Source organism: Variovorax saccharolyticus (assembly GCF_030316765.1).
GTDB classification, from domain to species: domain Bacteria; phylum Pseudomonadota; class Gammaproteobacteria; order Burkholderiales; family Burkholderiaceae_C; genus Variovorax; species Variovorax saccharolyticus.
Map to the genome: position 1 here is coordinate 70,578 of NZ_JASZYT010000019.1, position 22,337 is coordinate 92,914.

The 22,337-nt window shown below is 66.5% G+C and carries 18 protein-coding genes and 1 pseudogene; 6 read left to right on the plus strand and 13 right to left on the minus strand.

The window, feature by feature from the left end:
* Positions 1–32: 32 nt before the first annotated feature.
* The 3 genes from QTI45_RS34275 to QTI45_RS34285 form a co-directional block, all read right to left on the minus strand.
* The gene (locus QTI45_RS34275; protein ID WP_286374498.1) at positions 33–461 is read right to left on the minus strand and encodes a hypothetical protein; all 429 of its coding nucleotides are present in this window, start codon (positions 459–461) and stop codon (positions 33–35) included.
* 470 nt (positions 462–931) lie between these two features.
* Entirely contained in the window at positions 932–2,665 is a 1,734-nt protein-coding gene (locus QTI45_RS34280) for a RecQ family ATP-dependent DNA helicase (RefSeq protein ID WP_286374499.1), read from the minus strand.
* The gene (locus QTI45_RS34285) at positions 2,640–3,026 is read right to left on the minus strand and encodes a hypothetical protein (protein WP_286657519.1); all 387 of its coding nucleotides are present in this window, start codon (positions 3,024–3,026) and stop codon (positions 2,640–2,642) included. The genes QTI45_RS34280 and QTI45_RS34285 overlap by 26 nt, the downstream gene beginning before the upstream one ends.
* A gap of 318 nt (positions 3,027–3,344) precedes the next feature.
* Between QTI45_RS34285 and QTI45_RS34290 the strand changes: the two genes are divergently transcribed.
* Positions 3,345–3,914 carry a hemerythrin domain-containing protein gene (locus QTI45_RS34290; protein WP_286657520.1) on the plus strand — a complete coding sequence of 190 codons (570 nt, stop codon included), beginning with the start codon at positions 3,345–3,347 and terminating at the stop codon, positions 3,912–3,914.
* Between the two features lie 6 nt (positions 3,915–3,920).
* On the opposite strand, the gene QTI45_RS34295 is transcribed toward QTI45_RS34290, so the two are convergent.
* The gene (locus QTI45_RS34295; protein WP_286657521.1) at positions 3,921–4,550 is read right to left on the minus strand and encodes a DUF4142 domain-containing protein; all 630 of its coding nucleotides are present in this window, start codon (positions 4,548–4,550) and stop codon (positions 3,921–3,923) included.
* 147 nt (positions 4,551–4,697) lie between these two features.
* Positions 4,698–7,892 (minus strand): error-prone DNA polymerase, encoded by a 3,195-nt coding sequence (locus QTI45_RS34300; protein WP_286657522.1) that lies wholly within the window; start codon positions 7,890–7,892, stop codon positions 4,698–4,700.
* Between the two features lie 81 nt (positions 7,893–7,973).
* Between QTI45_RS34300 and QTI45_RS34305 the strand changes: the two genes are divergently transcribed.
* Positions 7,974–8,465 carry a cupin domain-containing protein gene (locus QTI45_RS34305; RefSeq protein ID WP_286374503.1) on the plus strand — a complete coding sequence of 164 codons (492 nt, stop codon included), beginning with the start codon at positions 7,974–7,976 and terminating at the stop codon, positions 8,463–8,465.
* A 397-nt stretch (positions 8,466–8,862) separates the two neighbouring features.
* On the opposite strand, the gene QTI45_RS34310 is transcribed toward QTI45_RS34305, so the two are convergent.
* The 3 genes from QTI45_RS34310 to QTI45_RS34320 form a co-directional block, all read right to left on the minus strand.
* Positions 8,863–9,267, minus strand: coding sequence for a hypothetical protein (locus QTI45_RS34310; RefSeq protein WP_286374504.1), 405 nt, complete (start codon positions 9,265–9,267; stop codon positions 8,863–8,865).
* Positions 9,268–10,196: 929 nt separating this feature from the next.
* A complete protein-coding gene (locus QTI45_RS34315; RefSeq protein WP_286657523.1) occupies positions 10,197–11,411 on the minus strand; it encodes a DesA family fatty acid desaturase in 1,215 nt (404 codons plus the stop codon).
* A gap of 349 nt (positions 11,412–11,760) precedes the next feature.
* Positions 11,761–14,139: an arylsulfatase gene (locus QTI45_RS34320; protein WP_286657524.1), complete on the minus strand. Its 2,379-nt coding sequence runs from the start codon at positions 14,137–14,139 to the stop codon at positions 11,761–11,763.
* Positions 14,140–14,385: 246 nt separating this feature from the next.
* Between QTI45_RS34320 and QTI45_RS34325 the strand changes: the two genes are divergently transcribed.
* Positions 14,386–14,769, plus strand: a complete 384-nt coding sequence (locus tag QTI45_RS34325) for a response regulator transcription factor (protein WP_286657525.1) — start codon at positions 14,386–14,388, stop codon at positions 14,767–14,769.
* A 22-nt stretch (positions 14,770–14,791) separates the two neighbouring features.
* Here QTI45_RS34325 and QTI45_RS34330 read toward each other — a convergent pair whose 3' ends face one another.
* Both QTI45_RS34330 and QTI45_RS34335 read right to left on the minus strand, forming a co-directional pair.
* Complete coding sequence (locus QTI45_RS34330) at positions 14,792–15,448, minus strand: response regulator transcription factor (RefSeq protein ID WP_286657526.1); 657 nt, start codon at positions 15,446–15,448, stop codon at positions 14,792–14,794.
* The gene (locus QTI45_RS34335; protein ID WP_286373849.1) at positions 15,445–17,262 is read right to left on the minus strand and encodes a sensor histidine kinase; all 1,818 of its coding nucleotides are present in this window, start codon (positions 17,260–17,262) and stop codon (positions 15,445–15,447) included. The genes QTI45_RS34330 and QTI45_RS34335 overlap by 4 nt, the downstream gene beginning before the upstream one ends.
* Before the next feature lie 523 nt (positions 17,263–17,785).
* On the opposite strand from QTI45_RS34335, the gene QTI45_RS34340 reads away from it, so the two are divergent.
* Positions 17,786–18,250 carry a hypothetical protein gene (locus tag QTI45_RS34340; protein WP_286373848.1) on the plus strand — a complete coding sequence of 155 codons (465 nt, stop codon included), beginning with the start codon at positions 17,786–17,788 and terminating at the stop codon, positions 18,248–18,250.
* 117 nt (positions 18,251–18,367) lie between these two features.
* Here the strand turns inward: QTI45_RS34340 and QTI45_RS34345 are convergent, their stop codons facing one another.
* Entirely contained in the window at positions 18,368–18,649 is a 282-nt protein-coding gene (locus QTI45_RS34345; RefSeq protein WP_286373847.1) for an HU family DNA-binding protein, read from the minus strand.
* A 729-nt stretch (positions 18,650–19,378) separates the two neighbouring features.
* On the opposite strand from QTI45_RS34345, the gene QTI45_RS34350 reads away from it, so the two are divergent.
* On the plus strand, positions 19,379–20,521 hold the full coding sequence (locus tag QTI45_RS34350) for a sensor histidine kinase (RefSeq protein WP_286657527.1): 1,143 nt from the start codon (positions 19,379–19,381) through the stop codon (positions 20,519–20,521).
* A 69-nt stretch (positions 20,522–20,590) separates the two neighbouring features.
* Here QTI45_RS34350 and QTI45_RS34355 read toward each other — a convergent pair whose 3' ends face one another.
* Together QTI45_RS34355 and QTI45_RS34360 are read right to left on the minus strand one after the other, a co-directional pair.
* Positions 20,591–20,770 (minus strand): hypothetical protein, encoded by a 180-nt coding sequence (locus QTI45_RS34355; RefSeq protein ID WP_286657528.1) that lies wholly within the window; start codon positions 20,768–20,770, stop codon positions 20,591–20,593.
* Between the two features lie 534 nt (positions 20,771–21,304).
* A complete protein-coding gene (locus tag QTI45_RS34360; protein ID WP_286657529.1) occupies positions 21,305–21,616 on the minus strand; it encodes a hypothetical protein in 312 nt (103 codons plus the stop codon).
* A 556-nt stretch (positions 21,617–22,172) separates the two neighbouring features.
* Here QTI45_RS34360 and QTI45_RS34365 point away from each other — a divergent pair.
* Positions 22,173–22,337, plus strand: a pseudogene (locus QTI45_RS34365) (IS3 family transposase); the annotation flags it as partial.

Here is a 22,337-nt window from a genome sequence, read left to right on the forward strand (position 1 = left end):
GCAGACGGTGTCACACAGCCGACGCCACTCTGCTACTCGCGGCTGCCTTGTTTTCGCAACGAGGCGAGGGCGTCAATGAACAGTTTCGCATCGGCTTCGTTACTGACCGATACGACCGTCATCTCTGCGCCTTGCCTGGACTCCGGCACCACGTACCACACGCCTCGTTTTTCGTAGAGCTTCAGGTCCGCGATGGATCTGTAGAACACCCGCGCAGTTGTCGTGCGCGTGGATTGACTGCGGGTCCAGCGGCTGCCTTCGGTCACAGTGCCGTCCGCGTACTCGAAGTAGTCGTCATTGACGCGGACGAACTCGGGCGTCTCCAGCGTCGGCTGTTCGGACAAGACGCGTTCGACTATCTTGCGCGGGTTCTCTGAGAGCTGTGCCGTCGGCGCGTAAGGCACGACCGTCGAGCAAGCGGCAACAAGAAGGGCAACTGGGAGCAGCGCGATGGCTTTCATCGGATCTTCATAAAAAGCGGGGCGCCATGATAGGGCGTCAGAGGGAACAGATGAAGCCGGAGCGGGCGAAGCGCGGCCCAGCGCGCGTTCAAGTTCACGATTCCTCGATCTTCTTTCGCAAAGGCCCCGCGGGAGCAGTCCGCGATCGACGGGATCGCGTGAAGCTCAAATGGGAGATTGTCTGGGCCAGGGAAGCCAAACGGCGAGCGCACAGGACGGCTTGGTGGGGTGGGCATCCAGATCGCCCCTGGCCGCTCGGTCCTTCGTCTCGGAAACGAACACCGAGGTTGGACGACTTTTTCGTCGCGGATTGCCCAGGCCGGTGTGGACGGACCTGATTCCCGGCAGTGACTCTGCCCGCCGAAATCCCGACCCGAAATCCGTCATTGCTCGGGCTCGCTGTCCTGAAGACCTGGGCCTGCCGGTTCGCTGCGAAAGGCTGGGCGGTTCGCGGTCGCCGTCTCCGACGCTCACGTCGCAGGCGTCTGCCGCTTCGCACCGGCTGTGCGCACCGGCCGCACGAAATCCGGATGAAAGGAGCGCTGGCTGCCGTCGGCGAACGCGATGTCGACCGCAAGCGCATCCGCGGTCACCACCTGACCGACCCCGTATCGCCGGACCCGCACCATGGCCTCGGGCGCGAAACCGGGCGCCGGGCTCTGCACCTTCGACGCCGCCGGCTCGACGGCCGCGGCCGCCTCGGTCTCTGCCGTATGAGCCGCGATGCGCCTGCAGTTGTCGCAGGTGCCACAGCGCTGTGCGGGGGCCTCGCCCTCCAGATGCGACAGCAGCACTTCCCACCGGCACAGGCCGCTCTGCGCATAGAACACCATCCGCTCGAGCGTCGCCTGATCCTGCTCGCGTTTCTCGCGGTACAGCTCGAGCATCGCCGCCAGCGCGTCGGCCGCAATGCCGGGCTGCTGGACCGAAAGGCGACCGTCCGCCTGCGGGCGCACGATGCGCCGCTCACGCAACACGGCCAAGGCCACCTGCACCTTGTTGGCAGGCGCGTCCAGCTTGCGCTGCAGGTCCTCGAGGGTCCATGCACCGGTCTCGGGCGGGGGCGAGCGCAAGGTGGCATAGACCGCATCGAGGTCCTTCGCCTCGGGGTAGCGCCCGACCAGGAAGAACTGCTGCACCGCGCGGTCGCGCGGATGGAACAAGAGGATGCAATCGGCCGGCGCGCCATCGCGCCCCGCGCGGCCCGACTCCTGGTAGTAGCTGTCGAGCCCGGACGGCATCTGGTGGTGGAGGACGAAGCGGATGTCCGGCTTGTCGATGCCCATGCCGAACGCATTGGTCGCCACCATCACCCGCACCTCGCCGGCCATGAAGGCGTCCTGGGCCTGCCGGCGCTGCGCGACGCCGAGCCGGCCGTTGTACAGCCCCACCGATTCCCCGGCGTTCGAAAGCGCCGCGTGCACGGCCTTGGCCGTCCTGACCGTCGCGGTGTAGACGATGCCGCTGCCGGCCAGCGCGCGGACCAGGGCCAACGTGCGCTCGCGCTTGCGCTCGTCGGTGTCGATCTGCTCGACCGCGTAGCGCAGGTTGGGACGGTAGCTGCCTGTGTCGACGAGGCCTGATCGCGGGATGTCCAGTCGGGTCATGATGTCGCGCGCCACCTCGTCGTTGGCGGTGGCCGTGAGCGCCAGCACGCGCGGATGGCCCAGCGCCCGGCGAGCGCTGTCGATCTCGAGGAAGGCGGGACGAAAATCATGCCCCCACTGCGAGATGCAATGCGCCTCGTCGACGACCAGCAACGCGGTGGGCCCGGCCTGCAGCAAGGCGAGAAAATCCTTGTCGGCGAGCCGTTCCGGTGTGGTCAGGACGATCTGCGCGGAACCGTCCTTGATCGCCGCTTGCGCCGCCTCGGTCTCGGCCGACGAACACTGGCTGTGGAGCTGGACCGCATCGATGCCCCGTTCCCGGAGCTTCTCGCACTGGTCCTTCATCAAGGCAATCAGCGGCGAAACGACAACGGTGCGGCCTTCGAGCAGGAGCGCCGGGAGCTGGTAGCACAGGGACTTGCCGGCACCCGTGGGCATCACGGCCAACGTCGAATGGCCCCCGAGGACCCGGGCAATGACTTCGCGTTGCCCCTCGCGCAACCTGCGCAAGCCGAAGACCTCGCGCAGCGTGCGCTGCACCTGGGCCTCGCCCAGCGCAATGGCGCGGCGCTCAGGCGGGCTCGTCGTCTTCCGCATCGCTGTCTTCGCCCGCGGCGAGTTCGTCCAGCGCCGCAGCGTCCGGATCGTCCAGGGAGACCGCCACGTCGAGCGCGTCCTGAGGCACGACCCCCAGGCGGTCGGGCAGCACATCGGCATCGGCCCGGGGACCGCTCGGATCGGCCGAGGCGCGCTCTCCGGTTCCGGCGGCGTCAGAAGTGCTGTCGTGGGCGATCGGCAGCGCGCCCTCCGAGGCCGCATCGGGGAGCGCAGCACGGTGAAGATCGGTTTGCACATCGCTGCCGCTGTCGCTCGAATCGCTCGGACCGAGCGCGTCGACTTCCGTGCCTTTCGGGCGAGCGGGGGCACGCGCTCCCCCAAGAATGCTGCTGTTGGCCAATTGGTGTCCTTCCGGGGCTATGTGATCCGAGGCACTCTAGGGACTGCACGGGCACCGTGCGTAGTCCCAGGCCGCACAGCGCGTGTAGGCCATGTCTGCACGGGCTGGGCGCGGGCCGCGCAGCGGAGTCGCGGAGGTCCCCGCCGCGGTGGATCGCGCATGCGCATCGTGGCGGCTGTCGGTCTCACCTGCAGATGCGCAGCAGGCGATACGCACCGCGCCCCAGTGCGACCGCCGCGGTCCACCCGCGACGACGACGGCGCAGGCGCGCCACTCAAACACGCGAATCAGGCGTAGACTGGGATCAGGAGGTCAGACATGTTGGCAGCCGAATGCGCCTGGGCCGTCCTGCGATCGGAGCACGTCCGCATCCGATCGCTGTTGGCGCTGATCGAGCAGGCCCTCATTCGCCGCGCTCCGCCGCCGTCTGAAACGCTCGCCGCATCCCTCCTGGCGCACATCGAGCGGCTCGAGGCCTTCGAGTCCACGACCCATCGTCCCAAGGGCGTCGTGATGGTGGAGATCATGCGCGACAGGTCGCCGGAAGCCACCCGACTGCTCACCCGCCTCGATCAGGAGAGCGCGCGCTGCCACCAGCTGCTCACGCGGGCAAAGGCGCTGTTGAGCCGGGTGGGCTCTGGTACCGGCCACGGTTTCGCCGCCATCGACACGGTGCTGGGCGAGCATCGCGCGCTGATGCTTGCGCACCTCGACCGGGAAGACACGCTGCTGCACTCGCAGACGGCGCTCCTGCTCACCGCGCAGGAATGGGCGTCGGTCGCTTCTTCAATTTCCGAAGCGATGCGCCTTGACCAGCAACGCGAGCGCTTGCGCACGAGACGGCGTGCTGCCACTGACGTGCCGCGCTCCGGTGGCTGCGTTCGATAAGGGCCTTCAGGCGGACGTCAGCGCGCGGGCCTGCTTCAGGTGCTCCCGCATCTTCGGCAGCGTGGCGTCGATCCACGCCTTCAGGTCGGGGACCCGGGTCGAGCGGCTGCCGCGCTCGAACAGCTTGATGCTGGCCACATGCGCGTCGATGCCGACGCGTTGCCGAAATGCGCTGTCGAACGCCTTGCCCTGGAGGCCGGCCAACTGCGCCACCAGCGCCCGCTGGTCCTCCGACAACTGGTCGGGGAGCGGATAGTTGTGCGCCAGGGCGACGCGATGCAGCGCGTCGTGCGCCTCGGCGTGATCGCGCACCAGACGCGCGGCCAGTGCCTTTACCCGGGGATCGGCCGCCCGGCTCGCCGCCAGCCTGGACGCCTCCACCTCGAACAGGCCGCCGGTGGCCGCCTTGGTGACGAAGGCGCGATCCGCCTTACCGAGCGCCATGGGGGCCGATTTGGCCATCCCTTCGCCTTCCGGGTTGTCGTTGCGCGCCTCGGGCGCGGTGATGTTGCGGGAGGGCTTGGCGTCGTGCAGGTCGTCGGCCGCCTGCGCCGCCGGCGCGAGGGTCAACGCGCCGGCGAGGACGGTGAACGCGGCGGTGTACGCCGCCCAGCCATGGAGAGTGAGATGCTTCATGGATCGATCCTCGTGCCGGTCGCCTGCGCCACGTGTCCGTGGGCACCGGATGCGTGTGTCAGCGCCGACGATGAAGCACCGCCTGGCCAAGGGCGCCGCTCGGCCGTCTCGCGGCGGCGTCCTCGCAAGACCCGGGTATTCCGTGTGCTACCGGAAATCCCGGCTCGACACCCGCAGGTCGCCCAGCATCTCGGTGTGATTCCAGAGCTGCAGCGCCACCAGCGAATGGACGCCCTTCTCACTCTGCCAGGTGCCCTGCACGGTCAGCAGCCGCGACTGCCGCAGCGTCGAGCGCTGCGCCTGGGCGAGCTGCGGCCAGACGATGATGTTCACGGTGCCGGTCTCGTCCTCGAGCGTCGCGAAGATCACGCCCTTCGAGGTGCTCGGTTGCTGACGGTGCGTGACGATGCCGCTGGCCATCACCCGGTCGCGGTCGCGGGCCCGCGTGCGCAGCGCCTCGGCCGTGCAGACACCCAGCGCCGACAGGCGATGCCGGATCAGCGCCAGGGGATGCCGCCGCAGGGTCAGGCCCATCGAGGCGTAGTCATCGGCGACCTCGGCGCCTTCGGTTGGCGCCTGGAACGCCCACGGATCCTCGAGGGTCCGCGCGGTGCGCAGCATCTCGGTCGGCCGCGTATCCACGCCCGCGGCCTCCCACACGGCGTCGGGGCGTCGGCCGGCCAAGGTCAGCAGCGCATCGGCAGCCGACAGGCACTGGAGGTCATGCGCGTCCAGCTGCGTGCGCTTGACCAGGTCCTCCACGCTCGCAAACGCGCCGTGCTGCCTGGCCGAGACGATGCGCTGCGCGGCCTTCTCGCGCATGCCGACGATGCGCGAGAGCCCCAGTCGCACCGCACGAACGGGCGTGGCGTAGCTGGCGTCCCAACGGGGCAGGGCGCTCGCCCGCGTCTCGGCCGGGGTCTCCTCCTCGAGTGTGCTGAACCAGTCGCTGCGCGTGACGTCGACCGGTCGCACCACGACGCCGTGCTCGCGCGCATCGCGTACCAGTTGCGCGGGCGCATAGAAGCCCATCGGCTGGCTGTTGAGCAAGGCCGCGAGAAACGCATCGGGGTGGTGGCGCTTGAGGTAGCAGGACACGTAGACCAGCAACGCAAAGCTCGCCGCATGACTCTCGGGAAAGCCATACGAACTGAAGCCCTCGACCTGCTTGGCGATCTGGCCCGCGAACTCGGCCGTGTAGCCCTTCTGCAGCATCCGCTCGATCAGCCGTTGCTGATGCACCGCGAGCCCGCCGCGCTTGCGCCAGGCGCCCATCGCGCGGCGCAGCTGGTCCGCCTCGCCCGCCGTGAAGTCGGCCGCCAGCATCGCGATCTGCATCACCTGCTCCTGGAAGATCGGCACGCCCAAGGTGCGCTCGGTGGCCTGCTTGATTTCCTCGCTCGGATACATGACCGGCTCTTCGCCGGCGCGCCGGCGCAGGTACGGGTGCACCATGCCGCCCTGGATCGGCCCCGGCCGCACGATCGCCACCTGGATCACGAGGTCGTAGAAGCAGCGCGGTCGCATGCGCGGCAGCATCGTCATCTGGGCGCGGCTCTCGATCTGGAACACGCCCACCGTGTCGGCCTTGCAGATCATGTCGTAGGTGGCCGGATCCTCGGCCGGCACCTCCTGCATGCCGAAGGGCTGGTCGCGCTTCATCGCGACCAGGTCGAGCGCGCGATGGATGGCCGTGAGCATGCCGAGCGCGAGCACGTCGACCTTGATCAGGCCCAGCGCATCGAGGTCGTTCTTGTCCCACTGCACCACGCTGCGGTTCTCCATCGACGCGTTCTCCACCGGCACCAGGCGGCTGAGCTTGTCGCGCGCGATCACGAAGCCGCCCGGGTGCTGGCTGAGATGGCGCGGGAAGTCGCGCAGCTCGTCGGCCAAGTGCAGCCACTGCCGGACCCCTGGATCGGCCGGATCGAGTTCGTTCTCGAGCAGGCAGGCCTCGCTGATCCACGCCCGCTCGGTGCCGTAGGCGGTCTTGGCCAGCCGGTCGACGACGTCCGACGCGAAGCCCAGCGCCTTGCCCACATCGCGGATTGCCGACTTGCTGCGGTAGGCAATCACCACACCCGTGAGCGCCGCGCGGTCGCGGCCGTACTTGCGGTAGATGTACTGCATCACCTCCTCGCGCCGCTGGTGCTCGAAGTCGATGTCGATGTCGGGCGGCTCCTTGCGCTCCACGCTGATGAAGCGCTCGAACAGCACGTTCATGCGCTCCGGGTCCACCTCGGTCACATAAAGGCAGTAGCAGACCGCCGAGTTGGCGGCCGAGCCGCGGCCCTGGCACAGGATGCCGCGCCCGCGCGCCCACCGCACGATGTCCTCGACCGTGAGGAAGTAGGCCTCGTACTCGAGCTGACGGATGATCGACAACTCGTATTCGATCTGGGCGCGGACCTTGTCGGGGAGGGCGGCGGGGAAGCGCTTCCGCGCGCCGGCATAGGCGAGCTTGCGCAGGTACGAGGGCGCGGTCTCGCCGGCCGGCACGAGCTCCTCGGGGTACTCGTAGCGCAGTTCTTCCAGGCTGAAGGTGCAGCGGCGCGCCACCTCGAGGGTCTCGCGCATCCAGGCCTCAGGAAAGGCCCGGCGCAGGTTGGCGCGCCCGCGCAGGTAGGCCTGGCCGTTGGGCTGCAACGCGAAGCCGCACTGGCCGACTGGGCGGCCCACGCGCACGGCCGTGACCACGTCCTGCAGCGGCTTGCGCAGGCGGGTGTGCATCACGGGACTGGCGGTGGCGACGATGCGCAAGCCGGCCAGCTCGGCCACCTGCTCGATCACCCAGCACTGCAGTTCGTCGTCCAGGCCCAGGGGCCGCGGCTCCAGCAACCAGGCGCGGCCCTCGAACCAGGTCTTGAGCCACATGGCCTTCGCGAACAGGGTCTCGACCGTCTCATCCGGATCGGGGAGCAGCAACGCGAGGCACCCCGGCAGGCCGGCGAGGTGCGGCGCCTTGGCGGTCTTGCCCTCGACATCGGCGACCTGGGCCAGGTAGCGGCCCTTTTCGGCGCGGCGGCGCGCCAGCGTGATCGCCTCGCTGAGGTTGCCGTAGCCGCGCCGGTCCTGGGCCAGAAAGACGACGCGCGCATGCGGACGGCCGCCGGCCGTGGTCAATAGAAGCTCGCTGCCGACGATGAGGTGGATGCCGCGCTCGCGCGCGGCCAGGTGCGCACGGACCACGCCCGAGACCGAACATTCGTCGGTGAGTGCGATCGCGGTGTAGCGCTTCGCGGCGGCACGCTCGACCAGTTCCTCGGGCGCGGAAGCGCCGACCAGAAAGCTGTGGTTGGAGCGGCAGTAGAGTTCCGCATAAGGTGGAGGCGAGTCAGACATACTGTATAAAGATACAGTACCCGGGAGGCCGCCGACCGGCAAGAATGTCTACCAGGACCCTGCCCGTCGATAGCGCCCGCCATGTCTGCCACGGCCCCGATCACCGATGCGAATCCCACCGTCGAGGAGATGGAAGCGCGCGTGGCGCGCTTTAACGCTCTACGCCCAACGTGCGACTACGTCGACGCAAGCATCCCGGGATGCGAGCGCACCACCTGGCGCGTGATCGGTACCCCGCCCGCAGCGCCCCTGGAGGCGGAAGGCTTTCACCTCAACATCGTCTGTTGCGAGCCCGGCAAGTCGGCGCCGCTGCACAACCACCTGACCCAGGAGGTGTTCGTCGCGCTTTCGGGGCGGTGGGAGATCTTCTGGGGGCCCGCGGGCGAGCGCCACGTGGTGCTGGGGCCCTGGGACACCATCGCGATCCCCGCCGGTGTCTCGCGCGGGTTTCGGAACATTTCCGACCGTCTGGCCTACCTGCTTGGCATGGCCAGCGGCCGCGATCCGGGGAACATCAACTGGCCGGCCGAGGTGCGCGCCGCCGCCGCGGCCGCTGGCGTGCACTTGCCTTAGCCAAGGCGCGCAAATCGCGCACGCATCGGCCGAGTCCTGGATCGACTGCTGCGCTTCGAACCTCAGCGCGCTCGAAGCCGCGGCGAGCGGTGCACGGTAGGACAAAGGGCCGAAGCGCGCGGCGCGGCTCCTCCAGCACGCCGCGCAAGAGAGCGGTGCGTTCATGACGCCCTGCGCGGTGGGATCGAGCACCCCTCGCGGCCAGCCTCTCGACCGCCGCCAGCACTTCAGCGCCTCGCGTGGCCGCCGAAGTGCGCACCCTTGCGCAGTGCTCCGCGGGTACCGCCAAGGAAATCAAGGCGCTGCCTACCGCGCGCGTGTTCCGGCTCTGAGACGCGCAGGGAAGCGAGAAGCTCCCCAACGCTGCCGGGCCCGCGCCGCTCTGAACCGGCCGTGCTTACTCGGCGGGCAGCTGTGGGCCGGCCGACGTACTGGTCGCATGGAACCATCTTCGGGCACCCTTCGTCCACAACAGGGCGCACGCCAGGAGTGCCAGCGCGGCCTCCGCCCCCTGAACGAGGAAGTCGACCGGCGACAGGGGCTGGTCGATCCCGCCCGCGAGCAGGTCGATCACGGCAGGCAGCTCGGCGACCAGCACAACGACCGTCAGGAGCACCACCACCGATCGGTAGCCCTTGCCGATCATCCACAGCAGGGCCGCACCCATCGCGGCCACCAGGGCGGTGATCGCCGCCGCCGGAGGCCAGTCATCGGAGCGCGAGATGACGACCAGCCAGGAGGCCAGGTCAATGGCCAAGGTGGCCCAGAGCAGGACAATCGCCGTCTTCACCGACGTGGGCATGGGAGATCGCTGCAGTGACCGCATTCCGTACTTCCGTGTCTCTTGACCTCGCGCACACCCGGCAAGGACTGCTCTTATCTTGAGGCACACGGTGCTACGGAATGCTTACAGGCCGCTCGTCGGGGCGATGACCGTTGCAAATCGGCGAATCGGCGATTCCCTTTGAGGCCGAACGGCCCCGGCCGATCCGGCGCGTTCAGCGCGCCAAGCCAACGGTGAGGAAGGGGGCGTCGAACCCCCTGGGAAGTCGGGGCCGGTCCGCACGCAGCACGAGCTTAGGAGCGACGCCAGCGATTGCCATGGCGTCCGTGGACCCGGCGCGATCGGGTTCGTCGACAGCCTGGCACGGCCCGCCGGCACCCTCACAGGCGTCGCCATGGTCCCGGATGTCATTGCTAGAAAGCGACTCGAACTGCCGAGCGCAGTGCTGCCCAGGCCGGCGCCCATTGCCATCCTTGCGCGCAGAGCGGTCGTCCGGCAGCCCAGGTCAAGTCGGGCGGCGAATGCGGCAGCCCGTTCACTACGAGGTGGCGATTTCGCAAGCCGCCAGCTGTCTGCGGGACTCTTCGTCGGGTCGAACTTCGCATTTCTCGACGATCGCTTCAGGGCCCGGTTGTCATCTCGAGACACAACATCCACAGCCAGGTTGATAGCCCGAATCGAGTCGTTGACCTTGGCCGCGTCGAAAAAGTTGTACTGCTGCTGGTAGCGCAGCGTCCTCAGGGGAGAGTCGCGTGATCCGGTCGGACGAAAGCTCCGCCCAGTCCCCCGAACAACGCGTCCATGTCTTTGGACGTTCTCGAGCAGGCGCAAGACGGTGACCTTGCCCTGGACAATGCGTCCCGGTCTGGAGCCGTCGCTGCGGCGTTCGGAGCGTCTGCTTGACAAGATCTTCGCGTACGGCCTCCGTCGAGCCGGCGACCGGCTCGTCAGCCCCGCGCCGAGCGCAGGCGGGTGGAGAACTCGCGCAGGCCGGCGATGCCGCTGGCCTCGGCGCGGTGGCACCAGGCAGCCAGGTCGGCCGCCAGCTGCTCGCGCGACTGCGAGGTGTTGAGCCACAGTTGGCGCAGCTCTTCGCGCATGGTGACCATCTTGTCGAGCACCGGGTGGGCGGCACGCGCCTGCACCAGGTTCGAGCGCGCAGCAGCGGGCACCTTGTCATCGTCGCGGTGCAGCCAGTTCTTGGCTGCCTTGAGCACCGACAGGTCGGCGCCCTTGGCCTTGAGCTGGTCGAGTTCGTCGCGGGTGGCACGGCGCATCTCGCGCGCATAGCCGGCCATCACTTCGTAGCGGTTGGCGATCACGGCCTCGAGGGTCTTCTCGTTGGCCACCGGCACCACGTCGCCCAACTGCATCTTGGGCGGCAGCTTCTTGACCTTGGCCCAGCCGATCTTCTGCATCAGGCTGATGTAGACCCAGCCGATGTCGAACTCGTACTTCTTGACCGAGAACTTGGCCGAAGTCGGGTAGGTGTGGTGGTTGTTGTGCAGCTCTTCGCCGCCGATGATGATGCCCCACGGGATCAGGTTGGTGCTGGCATCGGTGGCTTCGAAGTTGCGATAGCCCCAGAAGTGGCCGATGCCGTTGACGACGCCGGCGGCCCAGAACGGGATCCAGAGCATCTGCACCGCCCACACGGTCAGGCCGAGCATGCCGAACAGCGCGACGTTGATGATCAGCATCAGGCCCACGCCCTGCCAGCTGTAGCGCGTGTACAGATTGCGTTCGATCCAGTCGTCGGGCGTGCCGTGGCCGAAACGCTCCATCGTTTCCTTGTTCTTCGATTCCTTGCGGTACAGCTCGGCGCCGCGCCACATGACTTCGTCGATGCCCTTGACCTGCGGGCTGTGGGGATCGTCCACGGTCTCGCACTTGGCGTGGTGCTTGCGGTGGATGGCGACCCATTCCTTGGTCACCATGCCGGTGCCCAGCCACAGCCAGAAGCGGAAGAAATGCGAGGGGATCGGACCCAGATCCATGGCCCGGTGCGTCTGCGTCCGGTGCAGGAAGATCGTGACGGCCGCGATCGTGATGTGCGTGGTGACGAGCGTGTACAACACGACTTGCCACCATGTGAGGTCCCACAAGCCGTTTCCGAGCCAGTCGATGGCCGCGCTCAGTGCGGCCGGGAACAATTCAGTCATTTGTCGGTACTCCGGACACAGGGAGCCTCACGCTGGTCTCTGACCGCTACATCCCAGAATCTGGGGTCCCCAAAGGCAGCCGTCTCCCTTGCTTAGATGCCTTCGCTGGCGTCATGAATGCCGGCCGAACCAGCCAACCACTGTAGGTACAGGTCGACTCGAGGGAGCTTCCTCCGAAGTGAGCGCACCGCCGTTGGGCGTACCCTCCAAGGACAGCCTGGACCAGACGCGCCGTCTCGCCCGCCCGGTCCGGTTCGTGGCCTGCCCGGAAGCTATTCATCGCGACGTTGGTTCTCGGGCGGAAGCTGGGTCCCTTTTGTCGCGCGTGCCCTGCCGCACGCCGTCTGGATCACCGCACCTCCACGGTCACTTTCTCGATCTTCCCGGTGAAGCGGCTCTTGGTGCCCGCCACGTAGTCGCCCGAGACGGGTGTGTCATCGTCCTCGCCAACGTCGGCGCCCTCGTCGGGCGAGATGAGAAACGGAATCGTTTTTTCGATTCGGCCTTCGGCCACTTTCCGTCCGCCGACCGACAGTGAAGCGATGCCACCTTTGCCGGAACCGCCGCCGTCGTACGCGAAGTCCAGCTTGATGGTCGCCTTGCCGGGCGGGAGCGCCTCGGGCGAGGCCACCGTGTAACGTTCGAGGCCGACCCAGTTGTAGGTGTACGTGGGCCTGCCGTCCTTGAGGTACAAGCTGAAGCCGCCGAAGCGCCCTCCTTGTGCGAACACCACCCCCTCCGCGCCGCCCTGTGGAACATCGAGCTCGGCGGTGAGCGTGCTGGAGCGGTTCTTCAGGTTGATGAACGTGTTCTCCATCATGCCCGTCATGCCGGGGTAGAGCGTGATCGACGTGCGCGGCCCCATCAGGTCAGGTCGCCCGGCGATCGCCGCATTGAAGCGCTCCACGCTGCGGTCGTCGATCGGGAGCACGTTGTACTTGGCTGCCTCTTTCATGAAAACGGCCTGCATCTGCTTGAGCTTCTCCGGCTGCTGGGCCGCAAGATCGGTGGCAAGGCTGTAATCGTTGCGCGCATCGAAGAGCTCCCACGAATCCTTGTCGAGCGTCGCACGCGCCTTGGGTTCCCATGGCGCCCTGTGCACGGTGCGCGCCATCCAGCCATCGTGGTAGATGCCGCGGTTGCCGAGGATCTCGAAATATTGCGTCGTGCGCCGGTCCTTGGCCTTCGCATCGTTGAGCGTATAGGCCATGCTGACGCCCTCGAACGGCTTCTGGACCGTCCCGTTGACGGACCTCGGGAATGGCAGATGTGCCGCATCCAGCACCGTCGGCGCGAGATCGGTGATGTACTGCCATTGAGAGCGAATCTCTCCCTTCGCCTTGATCCCTTTGGGCCAGTGCACGACCATGCCGGTCTTGGTGCCGCCGTAGTCGCCCGCCACCTGCTTCGACCAGGCGAATGGGGCGTCGCCGGCGATGGCCCAGCCCGCGGCATAGTGCGGGTAAGTTTCCGGTCCGCCCCACTTGTCGAGGTTCTTCAACTGGTCTTCAACGGCCTCCGGAACACCATTGAAGAAGGTGAGTTCATTGAACAGGCCCGTTGCTCCCCCTTCGGCGCTCGCGCCGTTGTCTCCAGCGACATAGATGAACAGCGTGTTGTCCATCGCGCCCAGGTCCTCGATCGCCTTCACCAGGCGACCGATCTCGTGGTCGGCCTGTTCGGCAAATCCGGCGAAGACTTCCATCTGCCGCGCGAACAGACGTCGCTCGTCGGCCGTCAGCTTGTCCCAATCCTTGATGCCGGCCGGCTTGGGCGCGAGCTTCGTCCCAGCCGGCACGATGCCGAGCTTGATCTGCCGAGCCAGCGCATCCTCGCGGTACTTGTCCCAGCCCGCATCGAACTTGCCTTTGTACTTGTCGGCCCATTCCTTCGGCACATGGTGCGGCGCGTGGGTGGCGCCGGGGGCGAAGTACATGAAGAACGGCCGCCCGGGCGTCATCGACTGCTGGAACCGTGTCCACGCGATCGCCTGGTTCGTCATGTCGGTCATGAAGTGGTAGTTCGGATCTGCGGGCAACTCGACCCGAGCCACCCCGTCGTACAAGAGCGGCGACCATTGGTTGGTCTCTCCGCCCAGGAAGCCGTAGAACTTCTCGAATCCCGACTGGGTGGGCCAGGTCGTGTAGGGCCCGGAGATGCTGGTTTCCCAGGCCGGCGTCAGATGCCACTTGCCGAATGCAGCCGTGTTGTAGCCGTTCAGGCGCAACATCTCCGGCAGCGGCGCGACGCTCGCCGGACGGATGCCGGTGTTGCCCTCGAACGCGGTGGCGATTTCCTGCACGGCGCCGGTGTTGTTGGTGTGGTGGTTGCGACCGGTGATCAACGCCGCCCGCGAGGGCGAGCACAACGCAGCGACGTGCATGTTGTTGTACCGCAGGCCGTTGGCGGCCAGCCGGTCGAGCGTCGGCATGGCAATCGCACCGCCGAAGGTGCTCGGATGCGCAAAGCCCATGTCGTCGAGCAGCACGATCACGACGTTCGGCGCGCCCTTCGGTGCCTTCACCTCGAAACGGGGCGGCGCTTTCGCGTTGCGCACGTCGAGTTCGATGACGGGTGTTCGCCTTGGCTCGGCGATCGGCAGGATGGTCCGGTCGGGCGCGGCCGGCGCGGGCCTGTTCTGTGCCCCTGTGTCGCCTGCATAGCCGATGCCGAGCGCGAGCGTGAGCGCGGTCAACGCGCAATGGAGCCTTTCGATCGACCTTTCCATGGTGCTTTCCTCCTGTTTCGTTTGCCTCTTCAGAAGGCGGCTGGCACGGCATCTCGAAAGAGCCTTTGCGCACGAACGCCGCGCCCGGGGCGCGGGCGCAGCCCGCGCGGTAGACGCCGTTCGCACAGACCACGCGCGGGGGCCGCGACGACGACGACGCGAGACTATTCCCAATTTCCTGCCGGCGCACCTTCCCTTTGGGGCAGTAGACGTGGGCGGGAAAGGCCCCCATAGTGTCCGGACCCCATGTCCACCGGTTCGCATCTCTGCGTCGCGGTCGTCGATGACGACACCAGCGTTGCCCGTTCGCTCGGCCGGTTGCTGAGAGCCTCAGGCATGCAGCCGATCACCTACGCGTCGGCAGAAGAGTTTCTAGCCGACACCGAGCGCCCCCGCTTCGACTGCCTGGTGCTCGACATCCAGCTCGGGGGCATGTCCGGACTGGACCTGGCCAAGCACCTGCCTTCCCTCGGACCTGTGGCGCCCTTCATCATCATCACCGCGCACGACGACGACGAGAGTCGTGGCACCGCCGAAAACCTCGGCGCGTTCGCGTACTTCCGCAAGAGCGACGCAGGCTCCGCCGTGCTCGACGCCATCCGCCGCGCCGCGGCGACCGGAACGCGGTGATCTTCGGCTCCAGCAACATCTGCTACAAGCTCGTTGCGCCACCTTGGTCCGGTGGCGCGTCCTGGCGCCAGACTCCGACCCCTTGCGCCAGCTGGGTGAGTTCCGCGATCGAGCCCACGCTGCATTTCGTCATGATGGCGCGGCGATGCAGCTTGACGGTGCGCTCGTGGATACCGAGGTCACCTGCGATCTGCTTGTTGAGGCGGCCGCGCAGCAGTTCGGCGAGCACCTGTAGCTCGCGCGCGGAAAGGGCCGCGAAGCGCTGCTGAACCGCTCTGTGGCGCTCGCGCTCCAGGCGCTCACGCTGGCCACGCGCAAGGGCCCGGCGCACGGCATCGAGCAGGGCCTCCTTCGGCGCGCGCTTCTCCAGGAAGTCTTCGGCCCCGTTGCGCATGGCTTGCACCGTGCTCGCAATGTCACCCCGGCCTGTCAGAAACACGATCGGCACTGGATTCCGGGTGCGTGCGATGGCGGCCTGAAGCTCCAGCCCGTTCATGCCCGGCATCAGCAGATCGGCGACCAGACAGCCGGCTTGCAAGCTGTCGCACTGCGCAAGCAATGCGCCAGGCGAGTCGAAGGCCACGACCTCGAATCCGCTCGCGCGAAGGAGCCGCGTGGCGGCTGCGAGGAACGAGGCGTCGTCATCCACGATGCAGACGCGCGTTGGCGCAGTGTTCATGCTGGACCCGTCAGCGGCAAGGTGAAGCGCAGGCACGCGCCGTTCGCATCGGCGCCGTTGCGGTCGGCCCACAGCCGACCACCATGCGCTTCGATCAAGCTGCGCGAAATCGACAGACCCATGCCCATGCCACACGCCTTGGTGGTGAAAAACGACTCGAAGATGAGGTCGATCCGGGACGCCGGGATGCCCGGCCCGCTGTCGCACACGGCGACCTCAACCGACTGCGCATCGCGGAGACTTGCCTTGACCACGATCTTGCGATGCCGGGCGGCAGCTTCGTCGATTGCATCCATGCCGTTCGAGATGAGGTTCAGGAGCACCTGCTGCAGATGCACCCGATCGCCCACCACCTGAGGGAGATCCTCTGGCGCCTCGACCACCAGCCGCACATGACGCGCCGCAGCGTCGGGTCGCACGAGTGCCGCGACTTCGACCAGCAGTGCGTCTACAGAGAGCGGCCGCCGCTCGATGTCATTGCGCCGAAGCATGGAGCGCATGCGGTCGATGACCGCGCCGGCGCGCTGGTCGTCGTGAACGATGTCCTGGACGATCGCACGAAGCTCGTCCCGGTCGGGGTGGTTGGCGTCGAGCAGAAGGGTGGCCGCCTCCGCATTGCGCAGTATTGCACCGAGCGGCTGGTTGATCTCGTGGGCCAGGGCAGCGGCGAGTTGCCCCATCACCGATACACGGCCGGCATGCGCGATCTCGTGCCGCAGGCGCAGCATCTCCTGCTCGCCCTCCTTGCGTCGGGTGATGTCGCCGCAAGCTCCGCGGGCCCGCACCGGCTTTCCGGCCTCGAACTCGAACCGCCCCTGAGCCGACAGCCAGCGAATGCCGCCCTCTGGCAGATTGACGCGGAATTCTGCCTGGTATCGATCCTTGACCGGCTCCGAAAGCTTGCGACCGACTGCATCCCGGTCGTCCGCGTGCACCCTGAGCAGCAGCGCGTGGAGGTCGATCGTCTCCGTGGCCGCAAATCCGAACAGGGTGCGCGTATTGGGGCTTGCCCAGAACGTGCCATGCTCGATATCCCGCATCCATATGCCGAGATTCGCGGCCTCCGCAGCGAGTGTCATCCGCTCTTCACTTTCGCGCAGGTCCTTGACCAGTCGGGCCGCATTGAGCACGTTGCGGCTCAGTTGATAGGCCATGGCGACCACGACGCCGAGCGAGAAGATGCTGATCGTGATGGGTATCGGTGCGGCCCCCCAAAAGATCAACATGACCTGGACAATCCCGGCCAGAGAAAAGAATATCGAGGCCCCGCCGATTGCCAGCGCGGCCGTCTTGTCGCCGCGCCGCCAGGCCGAGAGGCTGGCATCGGCAATGAAGACCACCAGGAGGAAGTTTGCGGCTTGACCCAGGAGCATCCATGGATTGGGACTCCCGACAGGGATCGAGACGGTTTCGCCGAGGAACGAGATGCCGCGCACGGAGCCGATGTCGGTGTAGTTGAGGGCTACGCCGGTCAGGAAGTTGGGAATCAGTGAGGCCGTTCTCAAACCGCCGACCAGCCATGCGAGCCAAGGCCGGCCGGCCTTGAAATAGGTTTGCACGAAGCCGATGAACGAGACGGTGAGCACCCAGACTGCGACATGCCCCGAGCGCAGGGCGGCCGCATACTTCGCGGGGGTCTGCGCGTGCATCATTGCGAGTTCGCAAAACGCCAGTGCCGCAGTGGCCATGGCCAGCATGGAAAAGAAGAGGCTGGGCCGGGCCGTGCGATCCTTGACCCACACCGGGAAGTGCACGGCGGCCAGCGTCAGGCAGGCGGCTGCGACCATGGCCCATACAGCGGTCACCCAGCTCATTCGTCCTCCTGAGGTTGACCGGACGGATTTTGACCCAGGACCGAGTTGTGCATCAGCCTGCTCGAGCTTTCATTCGCGCTGCTCGCACACGAAACGCAGGCGAAGCAGAATTCCCCCCCTCGCAAGGCCAGACCGTTGACGCCGAGAGAGCGACGTGACCGCTTGCCACGCCCGGGCCGTGCAACAGAGCGGCCTTGATCCTGCCAGTCCCCCGGCGGCCTCTCGCCAAGGCGTGAGTTCGAACGGCACAGGGCGTTGGGTCTGGTGTTGAGTCACGACGGCGCGACGATGACACGACGGCAAGGAAGGACAGCATGCGCTGCACACCTTCCCTTTTGGGCAGTTGACGGTGATCGTCCCGGAGGCCACAGTACATCCGGGCTTTGGGTCCACGCAGCGTGCACGAGCCAACATCGCCAGCGCCACGCCAACGCCATCGCCCATGGAATCCGACGACGGCAGACGCAGCGAATCCTTGCGTCTTGGGGGCCGGCGCACCTCATCCTCAAGTGGAGCATCCGAAATGACGCAACGAAGCGCGTGTTGGTTGGCATTGGCAGCCTTGTTGATCTCCGAAGCAAGCGCACAGCAGTTCGTGTACCCCTCCAAGGGACAGACACCCCAACAGCAGAAGAGCGACGAGGCCGCCTGTTACTCGTGGGCTGTCAAGCAGTCGGGCTTTGATCCAGCCAAGCCACCTGCGCCCCCACCGGCGGCCAAGCCACCCACCACGGCGACGGGGACGACCCCCGGTGCCGGTGCTCGCGGTGCAGTACGAGGCGCGGTCGTCGGTGAGGTCGCCGGCGGGAATGCCAGTGCCGGGGCAGCGGCGGGCGCGATGGCCGCCCGCGGGCAGAGCCGCAGACAGAACGTGGCCGCTGCGAACTCGGCCCAACAGCAGCAGTCAGCAGCGACGCAGCAAAAGCAGGCGTCCTTTGCCAAGGCCCGCGCCGCCTGCCTCGAGGGTCGTGGCTACACGGTCAAGTAGTGCCTGGACCAGCCGCAGCCGCGCGACTTTGCGGACTTTGGTCCCGGCCGCAGCCTGCCGCTTGACACGAACGCCGCGGCGGAGGTCCGGACGGTGTTCCTTCGAAACGTTGCGACCTCACGCGCGTGGGCTGATCGCGTCCTTCAAGGCCTTGCCGGCGGTGAACTTCACCGCCTTGCTCGCCTTGATCGTCATTGGCTCTCCCGTCGACGGATTCCGGCCGGCTCGCTCCGCCCGGTTCGAGATCGAGAAGTTGCCAAAGCCGATCAGCTGCACGGCCTCGCCTTTGGCGAGGGTTTCGCTCATGTGCTCCAGCGCGCATTCAATGGCGCGCATGGCATCTGCCTTGGAGAGATTGGTGTTCGCGGCGATAGCAGCGACGAGTTCGGTCTTGTTCACAGCGGGGAACCCTTTCAGTCAGCGTTGGATGGCGCGCACCCGGCGGCGGGCGTACGGGTGGCGCAGAGGGCAACGCAACGTACTGCCGCCAGTCGATCAGCTCGGAACCCTGATTGTGCACATACGCGAGGGCCGCGCGGGCGACCGGATGGCCCGCGGTCACAGTGGTGTGGCAGCACGCGGCTTGCGTCTCCCAGGCCGTGCGAAGGCGACTGCCGCGCCCTGCGCGACGCCACACGTCGTCGTCGCCGACGTCGCCTCTCTCAGCCGATTCCGGATGCGTCTGGCAGGGGGTCCTCCACGGCGGTTCTGCGGCAATTGCCGCCGCCAGCGCCGACGAGTTGCTCGCATCTGCCAAGGGGCGCGTTTCATGTTCCCTTGAATGCAGGCGAGAGGGCGCGATGCCGCTGCCGACAGGCGCGCAGAAGTTGGGCGCTTGCATGGAGGAGCGGTGCGGCGGTCTTGCCTGGCCAGAGTTCAGGCTCCGCTGGCGAGAGCCGTCAGCCTGCTACTGCATCGAAGCCGCGGAACTTGTCCCCGTTCCTGGAGTCTTACGAACTACGTCGTCGAGAATGGTTATCGTCTGCTCCCACGAGGCCTCTCGGCCACGATGCGTACGGGAACGCACCGGCGCAGAGTGCAGAATGTGAGATGGTCAGGAATTCGTGAACATGCACGGGACACCGGCTTTCCCCAGTTAGACGCTTCGACGTTGTCGAGCCCGGGGCCATGACGGAGGACCAGATGCATCGATTTCTATCCAACAATCGCGACGAGCTGATTTCACGGTGCAAGGCCAAAGTTGCGCAGCGGCCCCGCCGCGCCGCGACCGCGGCACAGCTGGCCAATGGCATTCCCATGTTTCTGGACCAGTTGATGAGGACGCTGGAGGCGCAGGAACACGGCGAACTTGACGAGAGCTTCCGGATTTCCGGAGCCGCCGGCGGCGACGCCAACGCTCTGTCCGAGATGGGCCGGAGCGCCGCCGCGCATGGCAAGGCGCTTCTCGAGCTTGGCTTTTCCGTTGACCAGGTGGTGCACGACTACGGCGACCTTTGCCAAGCCATCACAGACCTCGCGGTGGAACGCGATGCGCCATTCTCGGTTGATGAGTTCCGCACGTTGAACCGGTGCCTGGACAACGCCATTGCCGATGCGGTCACCGAGTTCGGCATCTGGCGTGACGCGAGCGTCGCCGTTCAGCAGTCTGCCGAGGAGAACGAGCGCCTCGGCGTGCTGGTTCATGAGCTGAGAAACAGTCTGCACACCGCGACGCTTGCGTTCGCGGCCCTCGAATCGGGAAAGCTTCCTGTCAGCGGGTCGACCGGCGCGCTCCTGAAGCGGAGCCTGTCCTCCTTGGCGGCACTGCTCAACCTCTCGCTGTCGCAGGTCAGAGGCGCAGCCGATACGCCGCACGCGGAGGTCTTTTCGCTCGATCTGTTTGTGACCGAGGCCAAGAATTCCGCTTCGCTCGACGCCAGCGCGAAGGGCTGCACGTTCTCGGTCGATGAGGTCGACGCCGCACTCGGCATCTCCGGGAACCGGGAACGTCTTTTGGCTGCGTTGGTGAACCTGCTGCAGAACGCATTCAAGTTCACCCACGCACACACCGAGGTCGCGCTGAAGGCCTTTGCGGAGAAAGACCATGTTCTGGTCGAGGTCAGGGACCGCTGCGGAGGGCTTCCGCCGGGAGCCACCACGAGCATCTTCCAGCCTTTTGTTCAGGTCGGTGACAACAGGAGTGGCTTGGGCCTCGGGCTTTCCATCGCGCGACGGCACGTGGAGGCTGACGGCGGCGCATTGACGGTGCGGGACATACCCGGTGTCGGCTGCGTGTTCACCATCCGGCTTCCGCGCCGGACGCTGCGCTAGCCGCGTTTGCGGCCACGGCGCGGCGACGCGGGCGGGTTGTCGAAAACGGACGGCGCTCGTCCCATGTCTTCAACCTACCGGGTCGGCGTCTTCGTCCTCGCCGACAGCTCTCGGCCCGCAACGTTCGTCCGCCACCAGCTTGAAAAGCTCCACGGAGCCGGCATCGAACGCCTCCATCCAGCTCGAGTAGGGCGCTGCGCTCGACTCGATGTCGACCCAGACGGACCCGTCGTCTGTGCTTTCGTGCAACACCCAATGGAAGTGACCACGATCGGGCTCGTCAACCCAAACCGCAATGTGCCGTAGGTGTGTCATGGCCCCATCCTAGCGCCGCCTGGATGGGAGCGATCCGTTTTGCCGATGCAAAGCCCCGTTGGCCAATCGGTCGATGAGCTTTCTCGCTTGAAACGTGGCTTCGATCACCGCGGCTGCTTCCATCAAATGCCTCCCGTGGCCCGAGAGCTGAGACCGCTCGCCGTCAATGTAGCAACTCCAAGTCCATGCACCCCAACTGCGCGTGGTGCTGATCGCCACATTGCGGGCCTTGTATTCGAAATGCTTCTTCAGAACGGGGAACGAGTCAGTCATTCGGGGGCAGCCAAGTCCACCAAGAGCGGGCCAGACCGGATCGGCCAGAGGAGGCGGAAATGATTGGGCTCGAACCTGAATGAAACGTGAATGCCGGTGCGATGGGCCCTGGGTCGCGGCGCGGCCCGTCCGAGGGGGGCGCGAGACCGCAGCGCTCGGCCGGCGAAACGAGGGGGCTGCACGCCCCTCTAGACATCAGTCCCCCGAGGGAGGCCCGCCTCGCGAGCCGCCCAGCACGGTTGGTTTCTCCAGACCGATGCGAGACGCCCAGGATGCGATGGCATAGACGTGGAGCAGGCGGGACGAGTACGCCTGCCACGCCGCGCGGTGCCCGCGCTCGAGCTGCTCCAGCGCCGCGACCTCGTTCTCGTTCGGGGCCGGGCAGCCCGCGCACATGTGGTCGCCAGCCTTCTCGATCAGGCGCTCCCGCTCAGCCCCTGCGCTTGCCCTGCACTCCAGCCACGCCGTCCAGAGGCGGGCGAGCTCCGCGCGATCGGTGGGGTTCACAGTGCGTCCTTGTCGCCCCAACTTAATACATTTGAATTACTTTGTCTGTAGGCACGCGCCACGCACCGGCGTGCCATTGCCGAGAAGTATTGGGCGGCTTCGGCGGGTGGCCGGGGCCGGGAAACGGTCGCAATTTAACCGGGCATACTGGGTCATCACTTTTGCCCGGGTATTATTCATGTCCTCTGAGGTCAAACGGGCGCTCACCCGGCACGACAAGGAGCATCCGAGCGCCGTGGCGTCTTCGCGATTCGCCAAGGAGCGAGCGGCCGGGTCTACGTCGCCGGTCACGTGGACGTCGAAGGCGAGGTGAACCGTGCCCGCTTTGAACTCAACCATCGACCCATCGCAACAAGGCACTCCAGCGGGATTGGCTCGCGTTCGGCGCTTCGACTTTCACCGTTGAAGTCGTCGATCGCATCCAGGATGCGCGACGACGATGCGACCTTTGACCGGGCTGCAGAACGCGAAAAGCTTGTTGATTTCCATCCAGAAGTGACCCACTAACCCCGGCGAGGGGATGCGGACGAAAACTTGGACTACCAGGAGGTAGTTCATGTATTCATACGACGACAGAATCCGAGCCGTTGAGCTTTACATCAAGCTTGGAAAACGGGTTAGGCCCACCATCAGACAGTTGGGTTACCCAACCAAGAACGCTTTGAAGGGCTGGTACCGCGAGTATCAGCAGCGCCTCGACCTGCCAGTGCGCTATGCAGGT